The sequence below is a fragment of the Streptomyces justiciae genome (assembly GCF_015163075.1).
In the GTDB taxonomy this organism is placed as follows: domain Bacteria; phylum Actinomycetota; class Actinomycetes; order Streptomycetales; family Streptomycetaceae; genus Streptomyces; species Streptomyces justiciae.
Window position 1 is genome coordinate 30,621 of the sequence record NZ_JADDXU010000030.1, and the last position, 20,093, is coordinate 50,713.

Annotated in this window: 18 protein-coding genes; 9 read left to right on the plus strand and 9 right to left on the minus strand. The window is 70.0% G+C overall.

All coding sequences use genetic code 11. From position 1 onward, the window contains the following. Nucleotides 1-406 precede the first annotated feature (406 nt). Nucleotides 407-904 carry a sigma-70 family RNA polymerase sigma factor gene (locus tag IQ210_RS44550; RefSeq protein WP_194084979.1) on the plus strand — a complete coding sequence of 166 codons (498 nt, stop codon included), beginning with the start codon at nucleotides 407-409 and terminating at the stop codon, nucleotides 902-904. 187 nt (nucleotides 905-1,091) lie between these two features. Here the strand turns inward: IQ210_RS44550 and IQ210_RS44555 are convergent, their stop codons facing one another. Then, complete coding sequence (locus tag IQ210_RS44555) at nucleotides 1,092-1,850, minus strand: glucose 1-dehydrogenase (RefSeq protein WP_194084980.1); 759 nt, start codon at nucleotides 1,848-1,850, stop codon at nucleotides 1,092-1,094. A gap of 134 nt (nucleotides 1,851-1,984) precedes the next feature. Here IQ210_RS44555 and IQ210_RS44560 point away from each other — a divergent pair, with 134 nt between their 5' ends. Beyond that, complete coding sequence (locus tag IQ210_RS44560) at nucleotides 1,985-2,692, plus strand: TetR/AcrR family transcriptional regulator (RefSeq protein WP_194084982.1); 708 nt, start codon at nucleotides 1,985-1,987, stop codon at nucleotides 2,690-2,692. On the opposite strand, the gene IQ210_RS44565 is transcribed toward IQ210_RS44560, so the two are convergent. After that, a complete protein-coding gene (locus IQ210_RS44565; RefSeq protein ID WP_228049576.1) occupies nucleotides 2,689-4,860 on the minus strand; it encodes an AfsR/SARP family transcriptional regulator in 2,172 nt (723 codons plus the stop codon). The two genes, IQ210_RS44560 and IQ210_RS44565, sit on opposite strands and share 4 nt — an antisense overlap. Nucleotides 4,861-5,255: 395 nt before the next feature. On the opposite strand from IQ210_RS44565, the gene IQ210_RS44570 reads away from it, so the two are divergent. Together IQ210_RS44570 and IQ210_RS44575 are read left to right on the plus strand one after the other, a co-directional pair. Continuing rightward, nucleotides 5,256-5,879 (plus strand): hypothetical protein, encoded by a 624-nt coding sequence (locus tag IQ210_RS44570; RefSeq protein WP_194084984.1) that lies wholly within the window; start codon nucleotides 5,256-5,258, stop codon nucleotides 5,877-5,879. A 237-nt stretch (nucleotides 5,880-6,116) separates the two neighbouring features. Beyond that, nucleotides 6,117-6,803, plus strand: a complete 687-nt coding sequence (locus IQ210_RS44575; protein WP_194084985.1) for a hemerythrin domain-containing protein — start codon at nucleotides 6,117-6,119, stop codon at nucleotides 6,801-6,803. A gap of 40 nt (nucleotides 6,804-6,843) precedes the next feature. On the opposite strand, the gene IQ210_RS44580 is transcribed toward IQ210_RS44575, so the two are convergent. The 3 genes from IQ210_RS44580 to abc-f form a co-directional block, all read right to left on the minus strand. Beyond that, on the minus strand, nucleotides 6,844-7,407 hold the full coding sequence (locus IQ210_RS44580; RefSeq protein WP_194084987.1) for a CGNR zinc finger domain-containing protein: 564 nt from the start codon (nucleotides 7,405-7,407) through the stop codon (nucleotides 6,844-6,846). A 78-nt stretch (nucleotides 7,408-7,485) separates the two neighbouring features. Further along, nucleotides 7,486-9,087, minus strand: a complete 1,602-nt coding sequence (locus tag IQ210_RS44585; RefSeq protein ID WP_194084988.1) for an ABC-F family ATP-binding cassette domain-containing protein — start codon at nucleotides 9,085-9,087, stop codon at nucleotides 7,486-7,488. Between the two features lie 81 nt (nucleotides 9,088-9,168). Beyond that, entirely contained in the window at nucleotides 9,169-10,803 is a 1,635-nt protein-coding gene (gene abc-f / locus IQ210_RS44590) for a ribosomal protection-like ABC-F family protein (protein ID WP_194084990.1), read from the minus strand. Between the two features lie 338 nt (nucleotides 10,804-11,141). Here abc-f and IQ210_RS44595 point away from each other — a divergent pair, with 338 nt between their 5' ends. The 5 genes from IQ210_RS44595 to IQ210_RS44615 all read left to right on the plus strand — a co-directional run bounded on the left by IQ210_RS44595 (nucleotide 11,142) and on the right by IQ210_RS44615 (nucleotide 15,305). Further along, complete coding sequence (locus IQ210_RS44595; RefSeq protein WP_194084991.1) at nucleotides 11,142-11,858, plus strand: molybdopterin-dependent oxidoreductase; 717 nt, start codon at nucleotides 11,142-11,144, stop codon at nucleotides 11,856-11,858. Beyond that, a complete protein-coding gene (locus IQ210_RS44600; protein ID WP_194084992.1) occupies nucleotides 11,812-12,477 on the plus strand; it encodes a cytochrome b/b6 domain-containing protein in 666 nt (221 codons plus the stop codon). The genes IQ210_RS44595 and IQ210_RS44600 overlap by 47 nt, the downstream gene beginning before the upstream one ends. Nucleotides 12,478-12,560: 83 nt before the next feature. Next, nucleotides 12,561-14,147 carry a tannase/feruloyl esterase family alpha/beta hydrolase gene (locus IQ210_RS44605; RefSeq protein ID WP_194084993.1) on the plus strand — a complete coding sequence of 529 codons (1,587 nt, stop codon included), beginning with the start codon at nucleotides 12,561-12,563 and terminating at the stop codon, nucleotides 14,145-14,147. Between the two features lie 44 nt (nucleotides 14,148-14,191). After that, nucleotides 14,192-14,773 (plus strand): DUF308 domain-containing protein, encoded by a 582-nt coding sequence (locus tag IQ210_RS44610; RefSeq protein ID WP_194084994.1) that lies wholly within the window; start codon nucleotides 14,192-14,194, stop codon nucleotides 14,771-14,773. Nucleotides 14,774-14,867: 94 nt separating this feature from the next. Then, nucleotides 14,868-15,305: a nuclear transport factor 2 family protein gene (locus tag IQ210_RS44615; RefSeq protein WP_194084995.1), complete on the plus strand. Its 438-nt coding sequence runs from the start codon at nucleotides 14,868-14,870 to the stop codon at nucleotides 15,303-15,305. Here the strand turns inward: IQ210_RS44615 and IQ210_RS44620 are convergent. The 4 genes from IQ210_RS44620 to IQ210_RS44635 all read right to left on the minus strand — a co-directional run bounded on the left by IQ210_RS44620 (nucleotide 15,302) and on the right by IQ210_RS44635 (nucleotide 20,042). Further along, nucleotides 15,302-16,534: a cytochrome P450 family protein gene (locus IQ210_RS44620; protein ID WP_194084996.1), complete on the minus strand. Its 1,233-nt coding sequence runs from the start codon at nucleotides 16,532-16,534 to the stop codon at nucleotides 15,302-15,304. The genes IQ210_RS44615 and IQ210_RS44620 overlap by 4 nt on opposite strands. Nucleotides 16,535-16,672: 138 nt before the next feature. After that, nucleotides 16,673-17,524, minus strand: coding sequence for a Bax inhibitor-1/YccA family protein (locus IQ210_RS44625; protein ID WP_194084997.1), 852 nt, complete (start codon nucleotides 17,522-17,524; stop codon nucleotides 16,673-16,675). Nucleotides 17,525-17,657: 133 nt separating this feature from the next. Beyond that, nucleotides 17,658-18,125, minus strand: coding sequence for an SsgA family sporulation/cell division regulator (locus IQ210_RS44630; RefSeq protein ID WP_194084998.1), 468 nt, complete (start codon nucleotides 18,123-18,125; stop codon nucleotides 17,658-17,660). Between the two features lie 219 nt (nucleotides 18,126-18,344). Further along, the gene (locus tag IQ210_RS44635) at nucleotides 18,345-20,042 is read right to left on the minus strand and encodes an amidohydrolase (protein ID WP_194084999.1); all 1,698 of its coding nucleotides are present in this window, start codon (nucleotides 20,040-20,042) and stop codon (nucleotides 18,345-18,347) included. Nucleotides 20,043-20,093 lie beyond the last annotated feature (51 nt).

Below are 20,093 nucleotides of genomic sequence, written 5' to 3' on the forward strand. Positions count from 1 at the left end.
CCGCAGCAGGTTCTTACGCAATGTGGTCATACCTTTCAGGTGGTTCCTCAGTGTGGCAGTCTCACACACGTATCTTCCAGCTTCATGCGCACACATTGCATTTGGGTCAAGGCGGCGCGATGGCGCGTGACATACAACTCATGTGCGGCAATTGTTTGGAACCCGTAGAGCCACGGAATAAGTAAAAGACGCGGTAAAGGTGCTGGTGAAAGCGTAGATGCACCTCTCCGTTCGGGCATACGTGTTAACAGGGTGCAGGTGCGGCAGCAGGACGACACAAACGCAGCACTTTTCTGGCACCTGACGCTGCCTACAGTGCGATTGCGGGGGTTGCATCCGGCCTCCGGTCGCCGCACCACAGAGAACCAGGATGGTTCAGAACACTATGGCTACGCCCCTCACGGGTATGTCCCGATCCGACCTGCTCGGCAGCATCATGAGGGAACACCGGGAAAGCCTCGTCTCGTACGCCGAGAAGATGCTCGGTGACCACGGACTCGCCGAGGACATCGTCCAGGAGACCATCATCCGGGCATGGCGCAACATCGACCGTCTGCTCGGCATGGACGGGTCGGTCCGTGGCTGGCTCTTCACCGTGACCCGGCATCTGGTCATCGACTGGGTGCGCAAGCCCCACGCGCGCAGGGAAGTCGTCGGAGTCACGTACAACGACCCCGTGTCGCGGGCCGACGGCACCGAGGCGGTGCACGACGCCTTGGTCGTGAGGCCCTTGTTGCAGCGGTTGTCTGCCGAGCACCGTGCGGTGCTGGTGCACATATACCTGTGCGACCGCACCATCCAGGAGACGGCCGGCATCCTCGGGGTCCCGGCGGGAACGGTCAAGAGCCGTCACCACAACGCCCTGCGCAAGCTGCGGGGAGTGGTGCGGCCGGAGGCTGCTTAGGGGTTGGCAGCCACTCAGAGGTCGCCGTTGTCTGGTGATCTCGGTACGACGCCCTGTTCGAGGTCAAGAGGTCAAGAGGTCAAGCAACAAGCACAGTGCCTGTGTCGGAGCCTCTGGTTGCGCGCCGGAGGTTCTGACACAGGCACTCATCGGGGCGGTCTTCGGCAGTTGCCTCGCCGCCGTTTCATTACTGGGCCTTGTAGCCGCCGTCGACGTTGAGGACGGTTCCGGTGACGAAGGACGCGGCCGGCGAGGCGAGCCAGGCGATGCCTTCGGCGACCTCGGTGGGACGGCCCATGCGGTTGACCGGCTGGAGGGCGGCGATGTCGGCTTCATTCCAGGTGCCGGCCTCGATGGCAGCGTTGAGGATGTCGGTCTTGATTGCTGCGGGGGCGACTGCGTTGATGCGGATGTTGTCGGTGGCGTACTCCAGCGCGGCGGACTTGGTCAGGCCGACGACGGCGTGCTTGGTGGCGGAGTAGTTGGCCGCGTAGCGGATGCCGCCCAGGCCCGCGATCGAGGCCAGGTTGACGATCGAGCCGCCGGGGTTGTCCTGGGCCAGCATCTGCTGGATCTGGTACTTCATGCTCCAGAAGACGCCGAGCACGTTCGTGGTGAGCATCCGCTGGAAGCGGCTGGTGGGCTCATCAGCCATGCGGCCGGTGTCGAGGGAGATACCGGCGTTGTTGACGGCGACGTCGAGGCGGCCGTAGTGCTCGACGGTGGCTGTGACCAGGGCGGCGACGGACTCTTCGTCGTCGACGTCGACGGCGACGAAGACGGCCTCGCCGCCGTTGTCGCGGATCTCGCGGACGACGGCGTCGCCCGCTTCCTTGCGGCGGCCGGAGACGACGACGGCGTGATCGGTGCGGGCCAGAAGAAGGCTGGTCTCCTTGCCGATGCCTTGGGTGGCACCGGTGACCAGGGCGATGCGGGAGACGCTCATGACGGGGGACCTCTTTCACATGCAAGTGAGCACAGCCGACGATCCAGGCTTATTAGACCGTCGGTCTCTTGTGCTCCACATTAAGAGACCGGCGGTCCGATGTCAAAAGACCGGCAGTCTGTAACATGGGGGGTATGACGACCTTCCAGCGAGCGCGCAGCGAGGAACAGCGCGAGATCCGGCGGCAGGCCATCCTCGACACCGCGGCCGCGATGCTCGACGAGATGACCGTGAGCGCCCTCAGCCTCAACGAACTGAGCCGGCGCGTGGGCCTGGCGAAGTCCAACGTGCTGCGCTACTTCGAATCACGCGAAGCCGTCCTGCTGGAACTGCTCGACCGCGACTGGCGCCAGTGGACCGCCGCCCTCCCCGCGCAGCTGGCCGCCGCCATCACCCCCGACGCCCCGCCGAACCAGCGCGGCCAGGAGTTCGCCACCGTCCTGGCCCACTCCCTCACCCAGCGCCGCACCCTGTGCGACCTGCTCAGCGCCCAAGCAGGCGTCCTGGAACACAACATCTCCCCCGACGTCGCCGCCCGCTACAAACGCGCAGCCCTCGACAACGTCGCCGCCCTGGCCACCCTCGCCCGCCGCCACCTGCCCGAACTCGGCGACCACGCCGACCAGCTGTGCGCCCAGACCATCATGATCAGCGGCGCGGTGTGGACCCACGCCCGCCCCTCCACCGCCATGCTCACCGCCTACGCCGCCGACCCCACCCTCGCCGCCCTCCGCATGGACTTCACCACCACCCTGCAGGAGATGCTGACCACCCTCATCGCAGGCACCCTCACCAGAACACAAACCCGACCCACCACCCAAACCACCGACACAGGTGCTTAGGAGCTGGAGGGCTGGAAGCACATCTCCAGGGCCGAGGTCAGGCGGCGGTGCAGGGTTTCGTCCTGGGGGTGGTTCTCGATGGAGCGGACGAGTTCCGGCAGCAGGTACTGCTCGGCGACGATCCACTCGGCGGCGTCCGCGTGTCCGTTGAACCGCTCGGGGCGGACGCCGGGACGCGGGGGCGGCAGCAGTACGGTGCCGCGATGGGGCGCGAGGCGTGCCGTGGCGGCGTCGGCGCTGTAGAGGTAGTGCTCGACCATCCTGGCCAGGGCCTCGGAGCGCGCGGCGGGGGAGTCGAGGACCGCGCCGAGTTCCCTGGCGTAGGTGCGCAGCAGTTCGTGGCAGGTGTACCGGCCCGCGGTCAGTTCGACCAGCAGATGATGGTCCATCAGTTCCGCCACGTCCTGCCGGGTTCTGCGCGGGTCGGTGCCGGCCATGCTGACCGCGGCCGGCATCCCGATGTCGCGCGACGGGTGCAGGCTCAGCAGCCGGAACAATCGTGCGGCGCTACTGCTCAGCGCATCGTAGGAGCGGTGGAAGGAGCTGCGGATGTCGGTGCGGTCGTCGTGGCAGGACAGGGCGTCGAGGCAGTCGTCGGCATCCTGCAGTCTGGCCGCGAGTGACACCAGCGGAAACCTCGGCTGCGCCAGGGCCCGGGCACCGGTGACGGCCAGGGCTAACGGCAGCCCGCCGACCAGTTCCACGATCTCTTCGGCAGTGGTGTGCTCGGCCCGGATCCGGTCGGTGCCCAGCCGCCGGTCGAGCAGTTCCAGGCCTTCCGCGCGCGTCATGGGCTCCAATGTGATGACGCGGGCGTTGTCCGTCACCGCCAGACCCTCCAGTCGTCGGCGGCTGGTGACGACGGCGACACAGCCAGGCGTGGCGGGGAGCAGGGGGCGTACCTGCTCACAGTTCTCGGCGTCGTCCAGGACGAGGAGGAGTCGCCGTCCGCTGAGGGCGCTGCGGTAGAGGGCGGCGAGTGCGGCTGTGCCGGCGTGGGTGTGGTCGTGCTCCACACCGAGTGCCCCGAGGATTTCGCTGATGGCCTCGGCGGGGTCGAGCGGGGGCCGGGAGGGGTGGTGGCCCTGGAGGTCGATGTGGAGCTGCCCGTCGGGGAAGTGGTCGGCGATCAGGTGGGCCCAGTGCACGGCCAGCGTCGTTTTGCCGACTCCCGCCATGCCGCAGATGGCCGCAGTCATGGTGGGCGGGCGGCTTTCGCCCTCGATCGGAAGTAGTTCCAGGCACTGGCTCAGAGGTTCGCGGCGGCCGGCGAAAGAGGCGCAGTCCGCGGGGAGTTGTGAGGGGCGGCCGGGTTCCGCGGGCAGGGGCAGGGGGCTGTCGGGGGATCGGGAGGTGCGGCGCTGGAGCAAGTGCTGCTGGGCGGCGCGCAGCTCGGGGCCGGGCTCGACGCCCAGTTCCTCGGCGAGTGCGTCGCGGATGGTCTCGAACTGTCGCAGGGCTTCGGCCTGTCGGCCGGTGGCCGCCAGAGCGGCGATCGCGCGGGCATGGAGGGCCTCGTCGAAGGGGTGGTTCTCCAGGGCGTTGCGCAGGACGGTGAGGACTTCTTCGGTCAGCGCGGGTGCCGCGTTCAGGACGGCGTCGGCGGCCTCTTTCACCGTGGCGACGAACTCGTGTCCTACGGAGGTGAAGACCGGATGCCGGGCCACGGAGGTGCCGGCCGCGACGATGGGTCCGCGCCACAGCCGGAGTGCGTCTATGAAGTCCTGGGCGGCTTCGGCGGGGGCTCCGTCGCGGAGCGCGAGCTGTGCCTGGGCGCGCAGGTCGCGGAAGCGCAGCAGGTCCGAGCTGGAGGTGTCGACCAGGAGTCGATAGCCGTCGGCGGCGCGGACGAGGTGTGCGGCGTTGCTGCGGCTGCGCAGTTCGGGCTCGAGTGTTCTGCGCAGGGCGCCGATGTGCCGGTGCACCACGTTGGCGGCGCTGGGCGGCGATTCCCCGTCCCACAGGATGTCGACCGCTTCGCCCAGCGTGAGCGGTCCGGGGGCGCGGAGCAGCAGCAGGGCGAGCAGGGCCAGGCGTTTCGGGGGGCCCACATCGATCTCGGTGTCCCCGCGCGTCGCCCGTACGGTGCCGAGGAGTGAGTAGCGCACTGTCGCGTCCATCTCGCGGCTGGCCTCGCTGTTTCTCCAGTGGTGCTGCTGGTCGCTCATCCGGTCCCGTCTTCACTGCGCCGGTGCGGGAGCCACGCCGTCTCTGTGTGCGGGGCGTGTGACCAAGACCGCGAAGTGTAGCCACGTTTCTTGACATGTGTGTGCGGTCGGAGGTGTCCCGGTCGGGCGGCGCTGCCGAGTCTGGCAGGCGGGTGGCAGTCGGTGATCGGTCACGTGACTTAGTACCCCTCGAGTGAGTCACCGCTTTAACAGGTGACGGCCGTTTCTCATGGTGCCGTATCATGCGTCACTCGTCAAGGCGGTTACTTGCGGGGGTGGCGGTCAGTGCGGCTACCGCCGGCGATCCCCGTGAACCCCCGCGGTCGCCCACTCCGTTCAACCTCATGACCGGCCTTGCCGGCCGGGCGATTCGTACCCGTGAGAGGAGGTGGCCCTTGTACGTTCTGGTCCCTGACGACCCCGTGTTCTACGCGAAGTTCCAGAGCCTCGAGGAGCCGCTGCTGCGCCACCTCTACCGGCTGCATCACACGGGCGCGGAACCCGACGACGAGCGGATCATCGCGGATGCCTACGACAGCTGGGTGCAGGTGCTGCTGAAACTGCCGCTGTGGGCGCGCTGGCACACCGAGGACGTGCCCGCCGTCACCGCTCCCGCGGAGCCGCCTCCGCCCCGGTACACCCTGCACACCATGCGCGGTGACCAGCTGACCAGTCTCTATCCGATCGAGGTGACCGCGGTCGATCTCGGGCAGTTGACGGCCTGCCTCGACTTGCTCGCCGCCCTCGGTGAACGCCCGGGTGCCCGCGCCGGCTCCGGGCTGCCCGACGACGAGAAACGTCTCACCGATGTCTTCCGGCGCGTCGTCGACGTGCTGCTGCTGCCGCCTCCGCCGAGGCTGCTGAACATCCTGCGGTTCGTGACCCAGGGGGTCGCCGTGTCGGTGACCCTGCCGACCGAGCGCGAGCAGGAGTACCAGCGCTTCTGTGCGGAGATCGTGACCATTCTCAGCTCGGGTGACACCTTCGCCTATCAGAGCCACCGGGCCATGTATCTCTGAGTGTGTCCGAGGTGTGCCACCGGAACGGTTGGTTCCACATGTTGTGGTGAACCTTTCAGATCCGCTGTCCCGTTCTCCAGTTGGAAGGCTCCGCCGTCGAACACGCGGGCGGGGGAGCCGGGATGGGGTGCTCGGAGTCCAGCCACGCCCGCGTGGTCCGTCCCCGTCCCCGCACCGGCGGCCCGGGTCCCCCCTCGGGCCGCCGGTGCGCTCACGTTGGTCTAGAAGGGTTCACGGATGTCCGCCACGCAGGCGCCGATCACGGACGGCGCCCGTCTCTTCGAGGAACTCCTCGCCGCCCATACGGTCATGGCCCGGGGCGCGGATCTGATCGCGGAGTCATTCACCCGACTGGCAGACGGCGCGCCCGTCGAAACCAGCACCCTGGTGACGACTGCACGCTGGTTCGTCGACTTCGTACGCCATCACCGGCGCACCGAGGACGAGCTGCTCTGGCCGGTGCTGCGGGAGCGGTGCCCCGAAGCGGTGCGCAGTCTCGATCTCCTGGACGAGGATGACGACGCGATGGCCGAGGGGCTGGACGCGCTGGAGAGCGTCATGGAGCAGATCGCAGAGGAGCGCCGGGTCGGCGGATCGGTGAGCTGGGGACATGCGATGAAGGAGGGCACGCTCGCCTCCCACCAGGTCCGCCAGGGGCTGACCGGGCATCGTTCCGTCGTACGCCCCTTGCTCAAGGGGCTGCTCACCAAAGCGGGCGAAGAAGATCTCGAGGTGCTCCGCAGGGCGGCGGCCGACGGCGTCTGGCGCAGTGAGCCGCACCTGACCATCGGGTTCTTGGAACACCCCGAGCCCGTTCCCGGCCGGGAACGGGTCTGCGCGGGTTTCCCGACGCCGGTGCGCTGGGCCCGGAGCGTGCTGATGAACCGGTTCCGCAGGACCCTCAGGGACCTCGCGGCCGACTGAGCCCCGCGCCCGCCGGGACGTGTACTGCCGTGGGTCAGGGTCAGCGCGCGGCCGTGGCGGGCGCGGACTTCTTGCGGGCCCGGTAGGCGGCGGCCTTGATCTTGTTGCCGCAGGACTCCATGCCGCACCACTGGCGCCGCATGCCCCGGGAGCGGTCGATGTAGACCCGGGTGCACTCGGGATTGCCGCACTCCTTCATCAGGGGCACGTCCGGGCCGCTGAGCAGCTCGACCGCCTGCCGGGCGACGGTCGCGAGCGCCTGCTCGGGCGTTGCCTCGGTGAGCCGACCGGTCGCGGTGAGCTGGGGCGTGACCGGGGTCTTGCGCGCGGCTGCGTTGACCGCGTCGAGTGCCTCCGGGTCGAACTCCTCGCCGAGGCGGCGGTCGGTCACGAGCCGGTAGATGGCCTCGCGTACGGCCGTCGCCTCCCGTACGTCGTCGTCCTGGCCCGGGGTGATGGTGTCCACCAGACCGGACTCCAGGTACCAGGCGTTCAGCCGCTCCGGCGTCACGAACATCTCGAACCGGGTCGAGCGTCGGGCCCGGAGCGTGGCCGCGAAGTCGAGAGCCGGGTGCCCGCATACGAAGACATGGTCAAGATTCACATCACCATCTTGACAGGTGACTCCGCTCGGGCGCAAGAAGCGTTACCGGTTCAGCTGGTGTTCCCGGTCTCAAGGGCGTCAGTGTCCCAGCCGGTGCTCCCTGCCCTGCCAGCGCCGACGCAGCCAGCGGTCGTGGCTGGCCACGACGACCGCGCCGGGGCCCGGACCCAGTGCCTCCTCCAGTTCGTCGCACAGGGCGGGGGAGAGGTGGTTGGTGGGCTCGTCCAGCAGGAGGAGCTGGGGTGGGCGGGCCACCAGCAGGGCCAGGGCCAGGCGGCGGCGCTGGCCCACGGAGAGGTGTCCCACCGGCTTGTCCAGGTCCGCTTCGTGGATGAGGCCGAGCGAGCCCAAGGGCACCTTCTCCGCCCGCTGCACGCCGAGCGTCTGCTCGTAGGTGTCGCGGACCGTGCGGTCGTACCGCTCGAAGGCCGTGTCCTGTGTGAGCAGGCCGACCGTCAGCCTGCGCCGCCGGACCACCTCGCCCTCGGCCAGGAGGCGCCCGGCGAGTACGGCGAGCAGCGTCGACTTGCCCGCCCCGTTGCCGCCCGTGACCAGCAGCCGGTCGGTCGGCGACACCTCAAGCCCCTCCAGGGCGAGCCGCCCCGGCACCCGCACCCCGCTCAGCGACACCAGGGGCCGCGGGCCCTCCTCGCTGCGTGCCGCCAGCTCCCCGGCCGCGAACCGCAGCGGGCGGGGCGGCTCGGCGACCCGGGTGCGCTCCAGTTCCGCCAGCCGCCGGGTGGCGTTGCGGACCCGGCGGGAGATCTGGCTCTGCACCCGGCCCGCCCGGTGGCCGTAGCCCATCTTCTCGTTGTCGGTACGGCCCCGGTCCGGCGCGACCCGGTGTGCGGTCACGCCCGCGGACTCCCGCAACGCCTCCAGCTCCTCCTGCTCCTCGGCGTACCGCCGCTCCCAGCGTTCGCGTTCGGCGCGCTTCTCCGTGAGGTAGGCGCTGTAGTTGCCGCCGTAGCGGACCGGGCCGTCCACCGCCGGGTCGAGATCGATCAGGTCGGTGCAGACGGCGTCGAGGAACGCCCGGTCGTGGCTGGCGACGACGACCGTGCCGGGCAGGGCGCGGAGCTGCTCCTCCAGGAAGGCGGCGGCGCCGTCGTCGAGGTGGTTGGTCGGCTCGTCGAGGAGCAGGGCCGAGGGGCGGCGGACGAGGAGCGCGGCCAGGGCCAGTCGGCCGCGCTGGCCGCCGGAGAGTGAGGCCAGGGTGCGGTTGTGGGCGAAGGCGCCGAGGCCCAGGCCGTCCAGGACGAGGGCCGCGCGGCGGTCGGCGTCCCAGGATTCGCGGTGCTGGGCCTGTTCGAGGCGCTTGCCGTAGGCGTCGAGGAGGTCGTGATCCTCCGGGGTCCGGGCCAGTTCCTCGCCGAGCCGGTCCAGTTCGGCGAGGTCCTCGCGGGCCTCGCGCAAAGCCTCGTCCAGCACCGCGGCGATGGTGGCTTCGGCGTCGTACGGCATCTCCTGGTGGAGGAAGCCGAGGTCGGCGGGGCGGGTGACGCTTCCGGCGTCGGGTTCGTCCGTGCCCGCGAGGAGGCGGAGCAGGGTGGACTTGCCGACGCCGTTCTCCCCGATGAGGCCGATGCGGTGGCCGGGAGAGGCGGTCAGGGAGATGCCGTCGAGGACGCGACGGCCGCCCAGGTTGCGGACGAGGTCGTGGGCGATCAGTGCGGACACAGGTGTCCCCCAGGGGTGAGCGGTGGTCGGCCCGCCGGGCGCAGGGCGCCTCGGACGCGGGCCATGGCACACGTCACCGGCTCACACCTCGGGCGCCCCCGTCTCCTTGAGCGTGCCGTCGGCCAGCCGCAGCCAGCGGTTCACGCCGATCTCGGCGAGGAACCGTTCGTCGTGGCTGACCACCATGAAGGCACCCTGGTAGGAGTTGAGCGCGCTCTCCAGCTGGCCCGCGCTGACCAGGTCGAGGTTGTTGGTGGGTTCGTCGAGGAGAAGCAGGTGCGGGGCCGGTTCGGCGCACAGGACGCAGGCCAGGGTGGCGCGCAGGCGTTCGCCGCCGGACAGGACGCCGACCGGGAGGTGGGCGCGGGGGCCGCGGAAGAGGAAGCGGGCGAGGAGGTTCATGCGCTCCGCCTCCGGTCGCTCGGGGGCGAAGGCGGCGAAGTTCTCGGCGACCGTGCGGTCCAGGTCGAGCAGGTCCAGGCGCTGGGAGAGGTAGGCGATCCGGCCGTCGTTGCGCTTGATCTCGCCGCTGTCCGGGGCGAGTTCGCCAGTGACCAGGCGCATGAGAGTGGTCTTCCCGGCGCCGTTGGGGCCGACGAGGGCGATCCGCTCGGGGCCGCGGACGGTCAGGTCGACGCCGCCCGGGGCGAACACGTCCCGCTCGCCGAGGCTGACCTGCATGCCCTCGCCGAGGAAGAGGTTGCGGCCCGCGGGCACCTGGGTGTCGGGCAGCTCCAGGGTGAGGCGCTGCTCGTCGCGCAGGGCGCGGCCCGCCTCGTCCAGGCGGGCCTTGGCCTCGCTGACCCGTGAGGCGTGCATGGTGCCGGACTTGCCCGCGGCCTCCTGGGCGCCGCGCTTCATGTTGCCCGCGAAGATCTTGGGCAGACCGGCGTTCTTGAGGTTCTTGGAGGCGTTGCTCATCCGCCGCTCGGCGCGTTCGCGGGCCTGCTGCATCTCGCGCTTCTCGCGCTTGAGCTCCTGCTCGGCGTTGCGGACGTTCTTCTCCGCGACCTCCTGCTCGGCGCGCACGGCCTCCTCGTACTCGGTGAAGTTGCCTCCGTACAGGCGCAGTTCGTTGCTGCCGAGTTCGGCGATGCGTTCCATGCGGTCGAGAAGTGCGCGGTCGTGGCTGACCAGGAGCAGGGTGCCGTTGAAGTCGCCCAGGACGTCGTAGAGCTTGTGGCGGGCCTCGACGTCGAGGTTGTTGGTCGGCTCGTCGAGGAGGAGGACGTCGGGGCGCTTGAGGAGCTGGGCGGCGAGGCCCAGGGAGACGACCTGGCCGCCGCTGAGGGTGCTCAGGCTGCGGTCCAGGGTGAGGTCGGCCAGGCCCAGGCGGTCGAGCTGGGCGCGGGTGCGCTCCTCGATGTCCCAGTCGTCGCCGATGGTGGCGAAGTGCTCCTCAGCGACGTCGCCGGACTCCACCGCGTCCAGGGCGCGGATGATCGCGGCGACACCGAGGACCTCGGCGACCGTGAGGCTGCCGGTCAGGGGGAGGCTCTGCGGGAGGTAGCCGAGGGTGCCGCCGACGGACACCGAGCCGGTGGCGGGCTTGAGCTCACCGGCGATGAGCTTGAGCAGGGTGGACTTGCCGGAGCCGTTCGGGGCGACCAGGCCGGTGCGCCCGGGGGTCACGGAGAAGGACAGGTCCTGGAAGACGGGGGTGTCGTCGGGCCAGGCGAAGGAGAGGTTCGAGCAGACGACGGACGCGTCGGACATGGGGATGACCTCGGGTGGATCGAGGGCAGAGATCAGACTTCTGCCCTGGTCAGCTGTGGGGAAAGGGGTACGACGAGACAGACCACCTCGGCAGCGCTCCTGAGCGCCGGCCGGTGGCCGTCAGATCCGGGTCTCACCCGGAGATGTCGTCTTCACCCACCACGTCTGTGACTCCTCGATACACGGTCAACGTCGCTTCCAGCTTAGCAGCCCTCCATTCACACGTTTGCGGTTGACAGCTCCGACACCACCATGCCAGCATCGTCACCAGTTAAACCGGTGACGAACGAATGACGGGCGAGCCGGACAGCTCACACGTGTCCGAAGGAGCGCACACCATGGCGGAAAAGCCGAAGCCGAGGACCGGGGGCGCCCCCGTCGGACGGCGGGCGATGCTGGGCATGCTCGGCGCGGGCGCGGCCGGTCTCGCCGCCGCGCCCTACCTCCAGCGGGGCTGGGAGGGATTCCTCGCCAAGGCCTCCGAGGTCGACGCCACCGGCCTGACCGGTCTGCTGCCCAACCCCGGCGGCTTCCGGTACTACAGCGTCGTCGGCTCGGTGCCCCACAAGGACGCCACCAACTACGAACTCCGGATCGACGGACTGGTGAACCGGCCGAAGACCTACACCCTCGACGAACTGCGCGCGATGCCGCAGACCCGGGTCGTCCACGACGTGCTGTGCACCGACGGCTGGCGCGTGGACGACACGCCCTTCGAGGGCGTGAAGCTCGCCGACATCCTGGATGCCGCGGGTGTCCGCTCGCCGAGCGCGGCCGTCCGGTTCACCTGCTTCGACGGCGCGTACACCGAGAGCCTCACCCTCGAACAGGCCCGCCGCTCGGACGTGTTGGTGGCGCTGAACATGCAGGACAAGCCCATCACCCACGCGCACGGTGGCCCGGTCCGCCTCTATGTGGCGCCCATGTACTTCTACAAGTCGGCCAAGTGGCTGTCCGGCATCTCGGTCACCGACAAGGTCGTCCCCGGCTACTGGGAGGAGCGTGGATATGCGGTCGACGGCTGGCTCGACGGCGCCGACCGGGACGCGGCCTGAACCCGAGGGCCGCATCCGCCGCTTCACCACCGCCGAGCGCCTGGTCCACCGCGCCACCGGCTATCTGATGCTGCTGTGCCTGGTCACCGCCGCCTGTCTCTACATCGGGCCGCTGGCCCTGCTCGTCGGCCGCCGGCATCTGATGGTCACGGTCCACGAGTGGTCCGGCATCCTGCTGCCCCTGCCCTTCCTGCTCGGGCTCCTGTCTCCCGCTTTCCGCGCCGACCTGCGCCGGCTGAACCGCTTCGCGGTGTACGACCGCCAGTGGCTGCGGGCCGTGCGCAGACGCCGCAAGTCACCCGAGGCCCGCCCGGCCGGCAAGTTCAACGCCGGCCAGAAGCTCTACGCGGGCTGGATCGCCGGAGCGGTGCTGGTGATGATGTTCACCGGCCTGCTGATGTGGTTCATGGGCCTGCTGCCCTTCATCTCCCGCACCAGCGCGATCTTCGTCCACGACATCCTGGCCTGGGCCATCACCTTCGTCCTGATCGGACACATGCGCAGGGCCCTCGAGGACCCCGAGGCGCGGCTGGGTATGCGTACGGGATACGTAAGTCGGTCGTGGGCGGATCGGCAGCACTCGCGGTGGTTGCGGGAAGAGCGAGAGACCGTCGAATGACTGTGGTCCGGCTGTGCGTCGCTCAGTCAGAGTGCACATGTGTCGCCGATTCGGCGCACACCTACTTCTTGGATGGATGACCCATGAGACGACTCCTGACTGTCCTCGCGGCCGGTGTGCCGCTCGCCGCGGCGGTGTATCTGCCCTCAGCCTCCGCCTCCGCCGAGCCCCGGACGACCTCCACGTCCTCCAACTGTGCGGCGCCCTCGGTGAAGGCTCCCACCGGCACCAAGATCGAGTCCGTGACCGCGGTCAGCCAGCCCGGCGGCACCGTCCAGGGCACCGGCATCCTCCAGGGCACGGTGACCGATGTCCCGGCCTACTGCGAGGTCACCGTCACGCTCACCCACCCGGGCGCCGACGACCACGCCAAGGTACGGACCTGGCTGCCCGTCAGCGGCTGGAACGGCCGCTTCCAGGGACTCGGCGGCGCCGCCTACCTGGCCGGCGACAACAACCCGGGCCTGGCCACCGCCGTCAAGAACGGCTACGCCGCCGTCACCACCGACGCCGGCGTCGGCGACGCCCTCGACACCAGCTGGGCGCTGAACAGCCAGGGCCAGGTCAACACCGCGCTGCTGAAGAACTTCGCCTCCCGCTCCCAGCACGAGGCGGCGGTCGTCGGCAAGGAGGTCGTCGACGGCATCTACGGCAAGGCTCCCTCGTACTCCTACTTCAACGGCTGCTCCACCGGCGGCCGCCAGGGCTACATGGAGGCCCAGCGCTACCCCGACGACTACGACGGCATCCTCGCCAACGCGCCCGCCGTGAACTGGGACGAGTTCGAGGTCGCCACCCTGTGGCCCCAGGTGGTCATGAACAACGAGAAGACCCATCCGTCCTCGTGTGAGTTCAACGCCTTCACCGCCGCCGCCCTCAAGGCCTGCGACAAGCTCGACGGCGTCAAGGACGGCCTGGTCAACGACCCGTCCCGGTGCGACTTCGACCCGCGCCGGCTGATCGGCACCAAGGTCGTCTGCGAGGGCAAGGAGCTGACCATCACGGCGGCCGACGCGGCCGTCGTACGCAAGATCTGGGACGGCCCGCGCACCCCCTCGGGCAAGAAGCTCTGGTACGGCACCCCGATCGGCGCCGACATCAACGCGCTGGCCGGCCCCGCCCCGTTCCCGGTGCCCGCCGCCTGGACCAAGCTGTGGGTCGCCAAGGACCCCTCCCTCGACCTCTCGACGATCACCTACAGCCGGTTCACGGAGCTGTTCAGGCAGTCGCAGGCCGAGTACGACAAGGTCATCGGCACCGACGACCCGGACCTGTCCGCCTTCCGCAAGTCCGGCGGCAAGCTGCTGACCTGGCAGGGCGACGCCGACCAGTACATCCCCGCGCAGGGCACCGTGCAGTACCGCGAGCGGGTCGAGCGGGAGCTCGGCAGTGCCAAGAAGGTCGACGACTTCTACCGTCTCTTCCTCGCCCCGGGCACGGTCCACTGCGGTCTCAACAAGGGTGACGGCACGACCGACGACCTCGGTGCGCTGACCGCCTGGGTCGAGCACGGCAAGGCGCCCAAGACGCTGCCCGCGACCCTGATCAACGCCGACGGTCAGAGCGTCGCCCGCAACCTGTGCAGCTACCCGCGGGTGTCCCACTACCGGGGCTACGGCGACATCGCCGACGCCTCCAGCTTCAAGTGCGTCCTCCCGTCCCGGCACTGACCGGGCCGACCCCGAACCCCTGACCCGAGAGAGGCCGAACCACCATGAGCACCCAGACATCGACGCCGACGGTCACAGGCGAACGCGACTCCCTGCTGCGGCTGTACCTCGGCCGCGGTGTCCTGGCCGTGGCCTGGGCGCTGGCCTTCGCCAAGGCTCACGAGGACCTCGACGCCGTGGCGATCACCCTGCTCGTCGTCTACCCGCTGATCGACGCGGTGTCCTCGCTGATCGACTACCGGGCCACCCCGAACGGCTCCGAGCGCCGGGTCACCGCGTTCAACGGCGTGCTCAGCACGCTGGCCGCCCTCGCGATCGGCATCGCAGGCGCCGGTGACGAGGCGTCCGTGCTCCATGTGTTCGGCGCCTGGGCCATCGTCTCCGGTGCCGCCCAGGTGATCGTCGGAATCCGGCGGCGTGGCCCCGAACTGGGCAAGCAGTGGCCGACGCTGATCTCGGGCGGGCTGTCCTTCCTCGTCGGCATCACCTACAACATCCAGGCCGCAGGCGACAATCCGTCGCTCGACGTCCTGGCGGTGTACGCCACGGGCGGCGGCGTGTGGTTCATCCTCCAGGCCCTGCTGCTGGGCTGGAAGTCCCGCCAGCTGCGCACCCAGACCGTGTGACCCGCTCACACACCACCTCTCGACCCGCGGTCCGGACGGACCGCGGGTCGAAGCGTTGCCCGACCACGACTCACCCGACAGGAATCCTCGAACCATGAGCGCAGCCGCGGCCATTACGGCCATCACCCACCTCATCGCCGAATACGCCGAGCTGGTCGACACCGGAGACTTCGCGGGCGTCGGTGAGCTGTTCGCCGACGCCGTGTTCATCGGCACCGGCGCGCCCGTCTCCGGCCGTCATGGCGGGGTGGAGCAGATGCTCAGGGACAGCGTGATCCTCTACGAGGACGGGACGCCGCGCACCCAGCACGTCACGACCAACATCATCGTCGACGTCGACGAGGAGGCGGGAACCGCCGCCGCGCGTTCGTACGTCTCGGTGCTCCAGGCCCTGCCAGACTTCCCGCTTCAGCCGGTGGCCGCAGGGCGCTACAGCGACCGCTTCGAGCGCCGGGACGGGCGCTGGCGATTCACCGAGCGCCGGGTCCGGATCCATCTGGTGGGCGATGTCAGCCGCCACCTGCGCGCTTAGCCGACGCGATACCGCACCGGCAGGGCCAGCACCCCGCGGATGATGCCCGAGCCGATCCACTCCAACTTCTCGGCCGGTACCGCGAGTTCGAGTTCCGGGACGCGGGCCAGCAGGACCCGGAGCGCGATGGTCGCCTCCAGGCGGGCCAGCGGGGCGCCCAGGCAGTAGTGGATGCCGTGGCCGAAGGCCAGGTGCCGGGCGGCCGGGCGGGTCACGTCCAGTACGGCGGGGTCGGCGTCCTCGGCCTGCGGGGCGTCGCGTCCGGCGGCGCCAAGGGCGACGACGACCATGCTGCCCCGGGGGATCGGTACTCCGGCGAGTTCGAGATCCTCGGCCGCGTAGCGGCTGGTGGAGCGTTCGACGGAGGGGTCGTAGCGCAGGAACTCCTCCACCGCGCCGGGCATCAGCTCGGGGCGGTCACGCAACTGCCGTAGCTGGTCCGGGTGTTGAAGCAGGGCCAGGACGGCATTGCCGAGCAGGTTCACGGTGCTCTCGTGACCGGCGACGACCAACATCAGCGCGGTGCCGACGAGTTCCTCCTCGGAGAGGCGGCCGTCCTCCTCGTCCCGTACGGCGACCAGGGCGGACAGCAGGTCGTCCGCGGGGCGGCGGCGTTTGTCCGCGAGGAGGCCGGCCAGCAGGCCGTGCAGGCCGGTCAGGGCCGCGCGGTGTTCGGGAGAGGCCACGCGGAGGGCCTGGCTCGACCAGCGGCGGAAGTCCAGGCGGTGCTCGTCGGGGATGCCGAGGAGGTCGGCGATGACCGTGGCGGGCAGCGGGGCGTTGAACGCCTCCACGAGGTCCGTCTCGCCGGTCGCCGGCAGCGCGTCGATCAGGCCATGGGCGATCTGCTCGATGCGCGGCGCCAGTTCGGCCGTACGGCGTGGAGTGAAGGCCGCCGAGGCCAGCCGTCGCAGCCGGGTGTGCTCGGGCGGGTCGGCCTCCATCATCTGCGCGCCGAGCCCTACGGAGGGTTTGTTGAGTACGTAACCGGCGGCGGCCAGGGCCTCGGCGGCGGGGGTGGCGTCCTTGAGGAGCGCGGGGTGGGTGAGTGCCTCGCGGGCCAGGTCGTAGCCGACGACCACCCAGCCCTTGAGGCCGAGGTGGAACTCGGCCGGGTGGATGGGGCCGAGCTCGCGCAGGCGGGCGTAGCGGGCGGGGGCGTCCGCCTTGAAGGCGGGGTCGATGACGACCCTCGCGGCCTGGTGGGGGCACTGCTCGTCAAGGCTCATGCGGTGTCTCTCCCGTTGCGGCGGTCGGTCGTCACCAGGAGAACGATCGGGGTTCCGGGCGGGTTCGACCAGTGCGCCCGCGTGCGGACATGCCGAAGGGGCACGCGCCGCCGCGCGTGCCCCTGTCCCGAAGGAGACTCAGTTGTCGCTGTTGAAGAGGGACAGCACCCGCAGCACCTCCAGGTAGATCCACACCAGGGTGGTGGTGAGACCGAAGGCGGCCAGCCACGCCTCCTCGCGCGGGGCGCCGTAGGCGACGGCGTCCTCGACCTGCTTGAAGTCCAGGGCCAGGAAGGCCGCGCCGAGCACGATGCCGACGAGACCGAAGACGATGCCGAGGCCGCCGCTGTGGAAGCCGAGGCCGTCACCCGCGCCGAACGCGGAGAAGAGGAGGTCGGCGAAGAGCAGCAGGACGAAGCCGGTCGCGGCGGCGCCGACGAAGCCGGCGAACCGCTGGGTCACGCGTATCCAGCGCATCCGGTAGGCGATGAGCACGCCGGCGGACACCGCGAAGGTGCCGAGCACCGCCTGCACGACGACGCCGGGCGCGATGTAGGTGGAGACGGTGCTGGAGAGCACGCCGAGGAAGACGCCCTCGAAGGCCGCGTATCCGAGGATCAGTGCCGGGGTCGGTGTGCGCTTGAAGGACTGGATCATCGCCAGCACGAACGCGATGAAGGCGGCGCCGACGGCGAGGCCGTAGGAGTGGCCGACGTTCGCCTCGTCGACGGGGAGCAGGAGCCAGGACAGTACGGCCGTAAGAACCACGGTGCCGAGCGTCGTCGCGGTGCGGACGACGACGTCGTCCATCGTGACGGCGTTGCTGACGGTCCGCAGCGATGTGTCCGCGCCCGGGGCGTAGGGGTTGGTCGTGTCGTCCGCCGGTCCGCCGCCGACCGTCGCGCCCACCGGTCGGCCCGTGCGCGCTGCTGTGCGGCCGGTGTCACCGGCGCTGTCCCAGCGGGACAGGAAAGGGTTGCTGGTCCTCATTTCGGTCCTCCTCGTCCGCCGCACACGTGCGGCCTGCGGCACAGGTGTGTCGTCAGACGGAAACTCTGTTCGTCACCACTCTGGCAGGTGACGCAACGGGGGGCAAGTCATCCCCGTGTGGGCCGGGCCACGGTCACTCGGAGACCGTTCCGGGGTCATCGAGCAGCCCCCGGAGGAAGCCGTCCCAGTCCAGCCCGGCCATCTCCGCCTCGGCGGAGGTGACGCGGTACGTCGCGTCGAGCCAGTCCGCCAGCGGCGGGATGGGCACCTCGAACAGGGTGTCCACCTCCGCCGATTCCAGCAGCAGCCAGGCCGAGGCGCGCTCTCCGGGCGCCATCGGCCACATCCGTACATCGCCGTTGCCGCTCATCGCCGTCAGGCCGCGGTGCAGCAGCTCCCGGCCGATGCGCCAGACGAGCGCCGGCCCTCGTTCCGCCATGAACTCGACTGTGATCACCGCCGGCATGTCCGGGTCGAACCGGAATTTCGCGGTGATCGGCTGCCGGGTGAACTCGTCGACCATCTGGTCGACATCCAGGTACAGCGAGGGCACGAGCTCGGGCGCCGAACGCGCCCGCAGGGGTGACTGATCACGGTGCATGACAGGAGTTCCCCCTCCGTGGAACGAAGTCTGTGTGCACCACTCTTCGCCGGGCGCAGCCGTCGCACATCGGTCAGTTGACGGTCAACGGCCGACTCGGCACAGGGTCAGGTGTCCCGCCCACCCCGGGGCGGTTTGACGTAAGTCACCGAAGACCTCCGCCCGCGGTCGCGGGGGCGTGACGACCACGGGCGGAGGGGTGTGCGGGAAGCGGTGCCGTCAGGTCACCGGTGCGAGGGCGGGGCCGGTGCCGCCCAACTGCTCGGTGGACACGATCGGCGGCACCGGCCAGGTCACGCCCTTCGGCGGCCAGGACTGCCCGGTCGCCTTCAGGAACCCGGCGGGCGGCTCGTACAGCGGAGGCTGGTTGCCGTCGGGGATCATCGAGGCCCACTCGACGCCCTCGGTGCGGTCCTGGAACTCCTGCTTCATCGCGGCCAGCAGGTCCGGCTGCTCGATCAGGTCGATCGCGCCCGCCGCCAGATAGCGGGCGGCGGACAGCAGCGCCTGGTGGCCGATGTTGGTGGCCGCCGTCGCTGTGGCGCCCCAGTTGTGGTTCGGGATCCCGGGCGGATAGGCCGCGGACAGCAGCACCGCGGTGGGCGCCTGCCAGCTGATGTCGGCGGTGTCGGTGGCCAGACCGCCGGTGTAGGCCGCCGCCGGGGGAGCGAGCGGGGTCAGGTCGGTCGGCATGCCCACCTCGGGCTTGCCCAGCGACTTCTGCACCGCCTTGGCCAAGGCGTGGTCGGCGTCGGTGAACTTCGGCGCGCCGATCTGCCGCATGTTGTCGTTGAGCAGCTCCGCGCCGGCCTTGTTGGCCAGCAGGTTCCACGTCGCGGAGTGGAACTTGTGCACCAGGCGCGTCTGGCTGGCCTGGGCGGCGGCCTTGCCGCACTCCACGATCTTGTCGTAGAGCACCCTGGCCCGCGCCGGGCTGCCCTCGCGGACGAAGAACCAGATGGAGCACATGTCCGGGGTCACGTTCGGGGCGCCGCCCCCGTTGATGATCGCGTAGTGGAAGCGGCCGGAGGGGGCGACGTTCTTCTCCCGCAGGTACTCCGACATCGTCGCCATCAGCAGGGCGCCGTCCAGGCCGGACTTGTTGCCCAGCGGGGTGCCGCCGTGGCCGGAGGCGCCGAGGAAGGTGAAGGTGGCCGATATCAGCGCGCTGGTGGTGTTCCAGAACGGCACCGTGATGTTGAAGGGGTGCCAGTCCAGGAAGGCGTCGAGGCCGTCGTAGACCCCTGCCTTGACCGCGTACGCCTTGCCGACGAGTTGCTCCTCGCCCGCGCTGCCGAACAGCTTGACCGTGGCCTTCAAGCCGTGGGAGCGGATCGCCCGCGCGACCGCGATGGCGGCGGCGGTGCCGCCCGCGCCGAGGGCGTTGTGGGCGTCGCCGTGGCCCGCGCCGTACGTCGGGCCGTAGGCGTCGTAGTTGTAGACCAGCGGGTCGTGGGTGCCCACGCCCTTCTTCTGCGACAGGCCGGGCAGGGCGTCGTACTCCGCGTTGAAGCCGATGACTGGGCCCTCGGTGCCGTATGTGGCCACGAACGCGGTCGGGAAGCCGCCCGCGCCCCAGGTGACCGTGAAGCCGTTGTCCTGGAGTAACTTCGCGTGCGCGAGCGAGGACTTCCACTCGCGCAGCGACAGCTCCGCGTGCTGCCACACCTCGTCGCTGAGCCTGGTGATCGCGCCCTCCTCGGCCGCGATCCAGTCCAGGGCGGTCTGCTTGGCCGCCGTGTTCCGCGCCAGCCCCTTGGGGGCCCGGTAGGTGGTGGGGGAGACCCCGGTCTTCTCGTCGTAGCCCAGGGTCGCCGCGAGCACCGGGTCGGCCTGGAGGATGGCCGCCGTGGTCGCGGTGGCGCCCAGGCCGAACATCTTCAACAGGCGTCTGCGGCCGGGATGGAAGTCGTTCACGTCGGTCTCGTCCTCGGTGAGTGTGGGTGTGTGATCATGAGATGTCGCCGA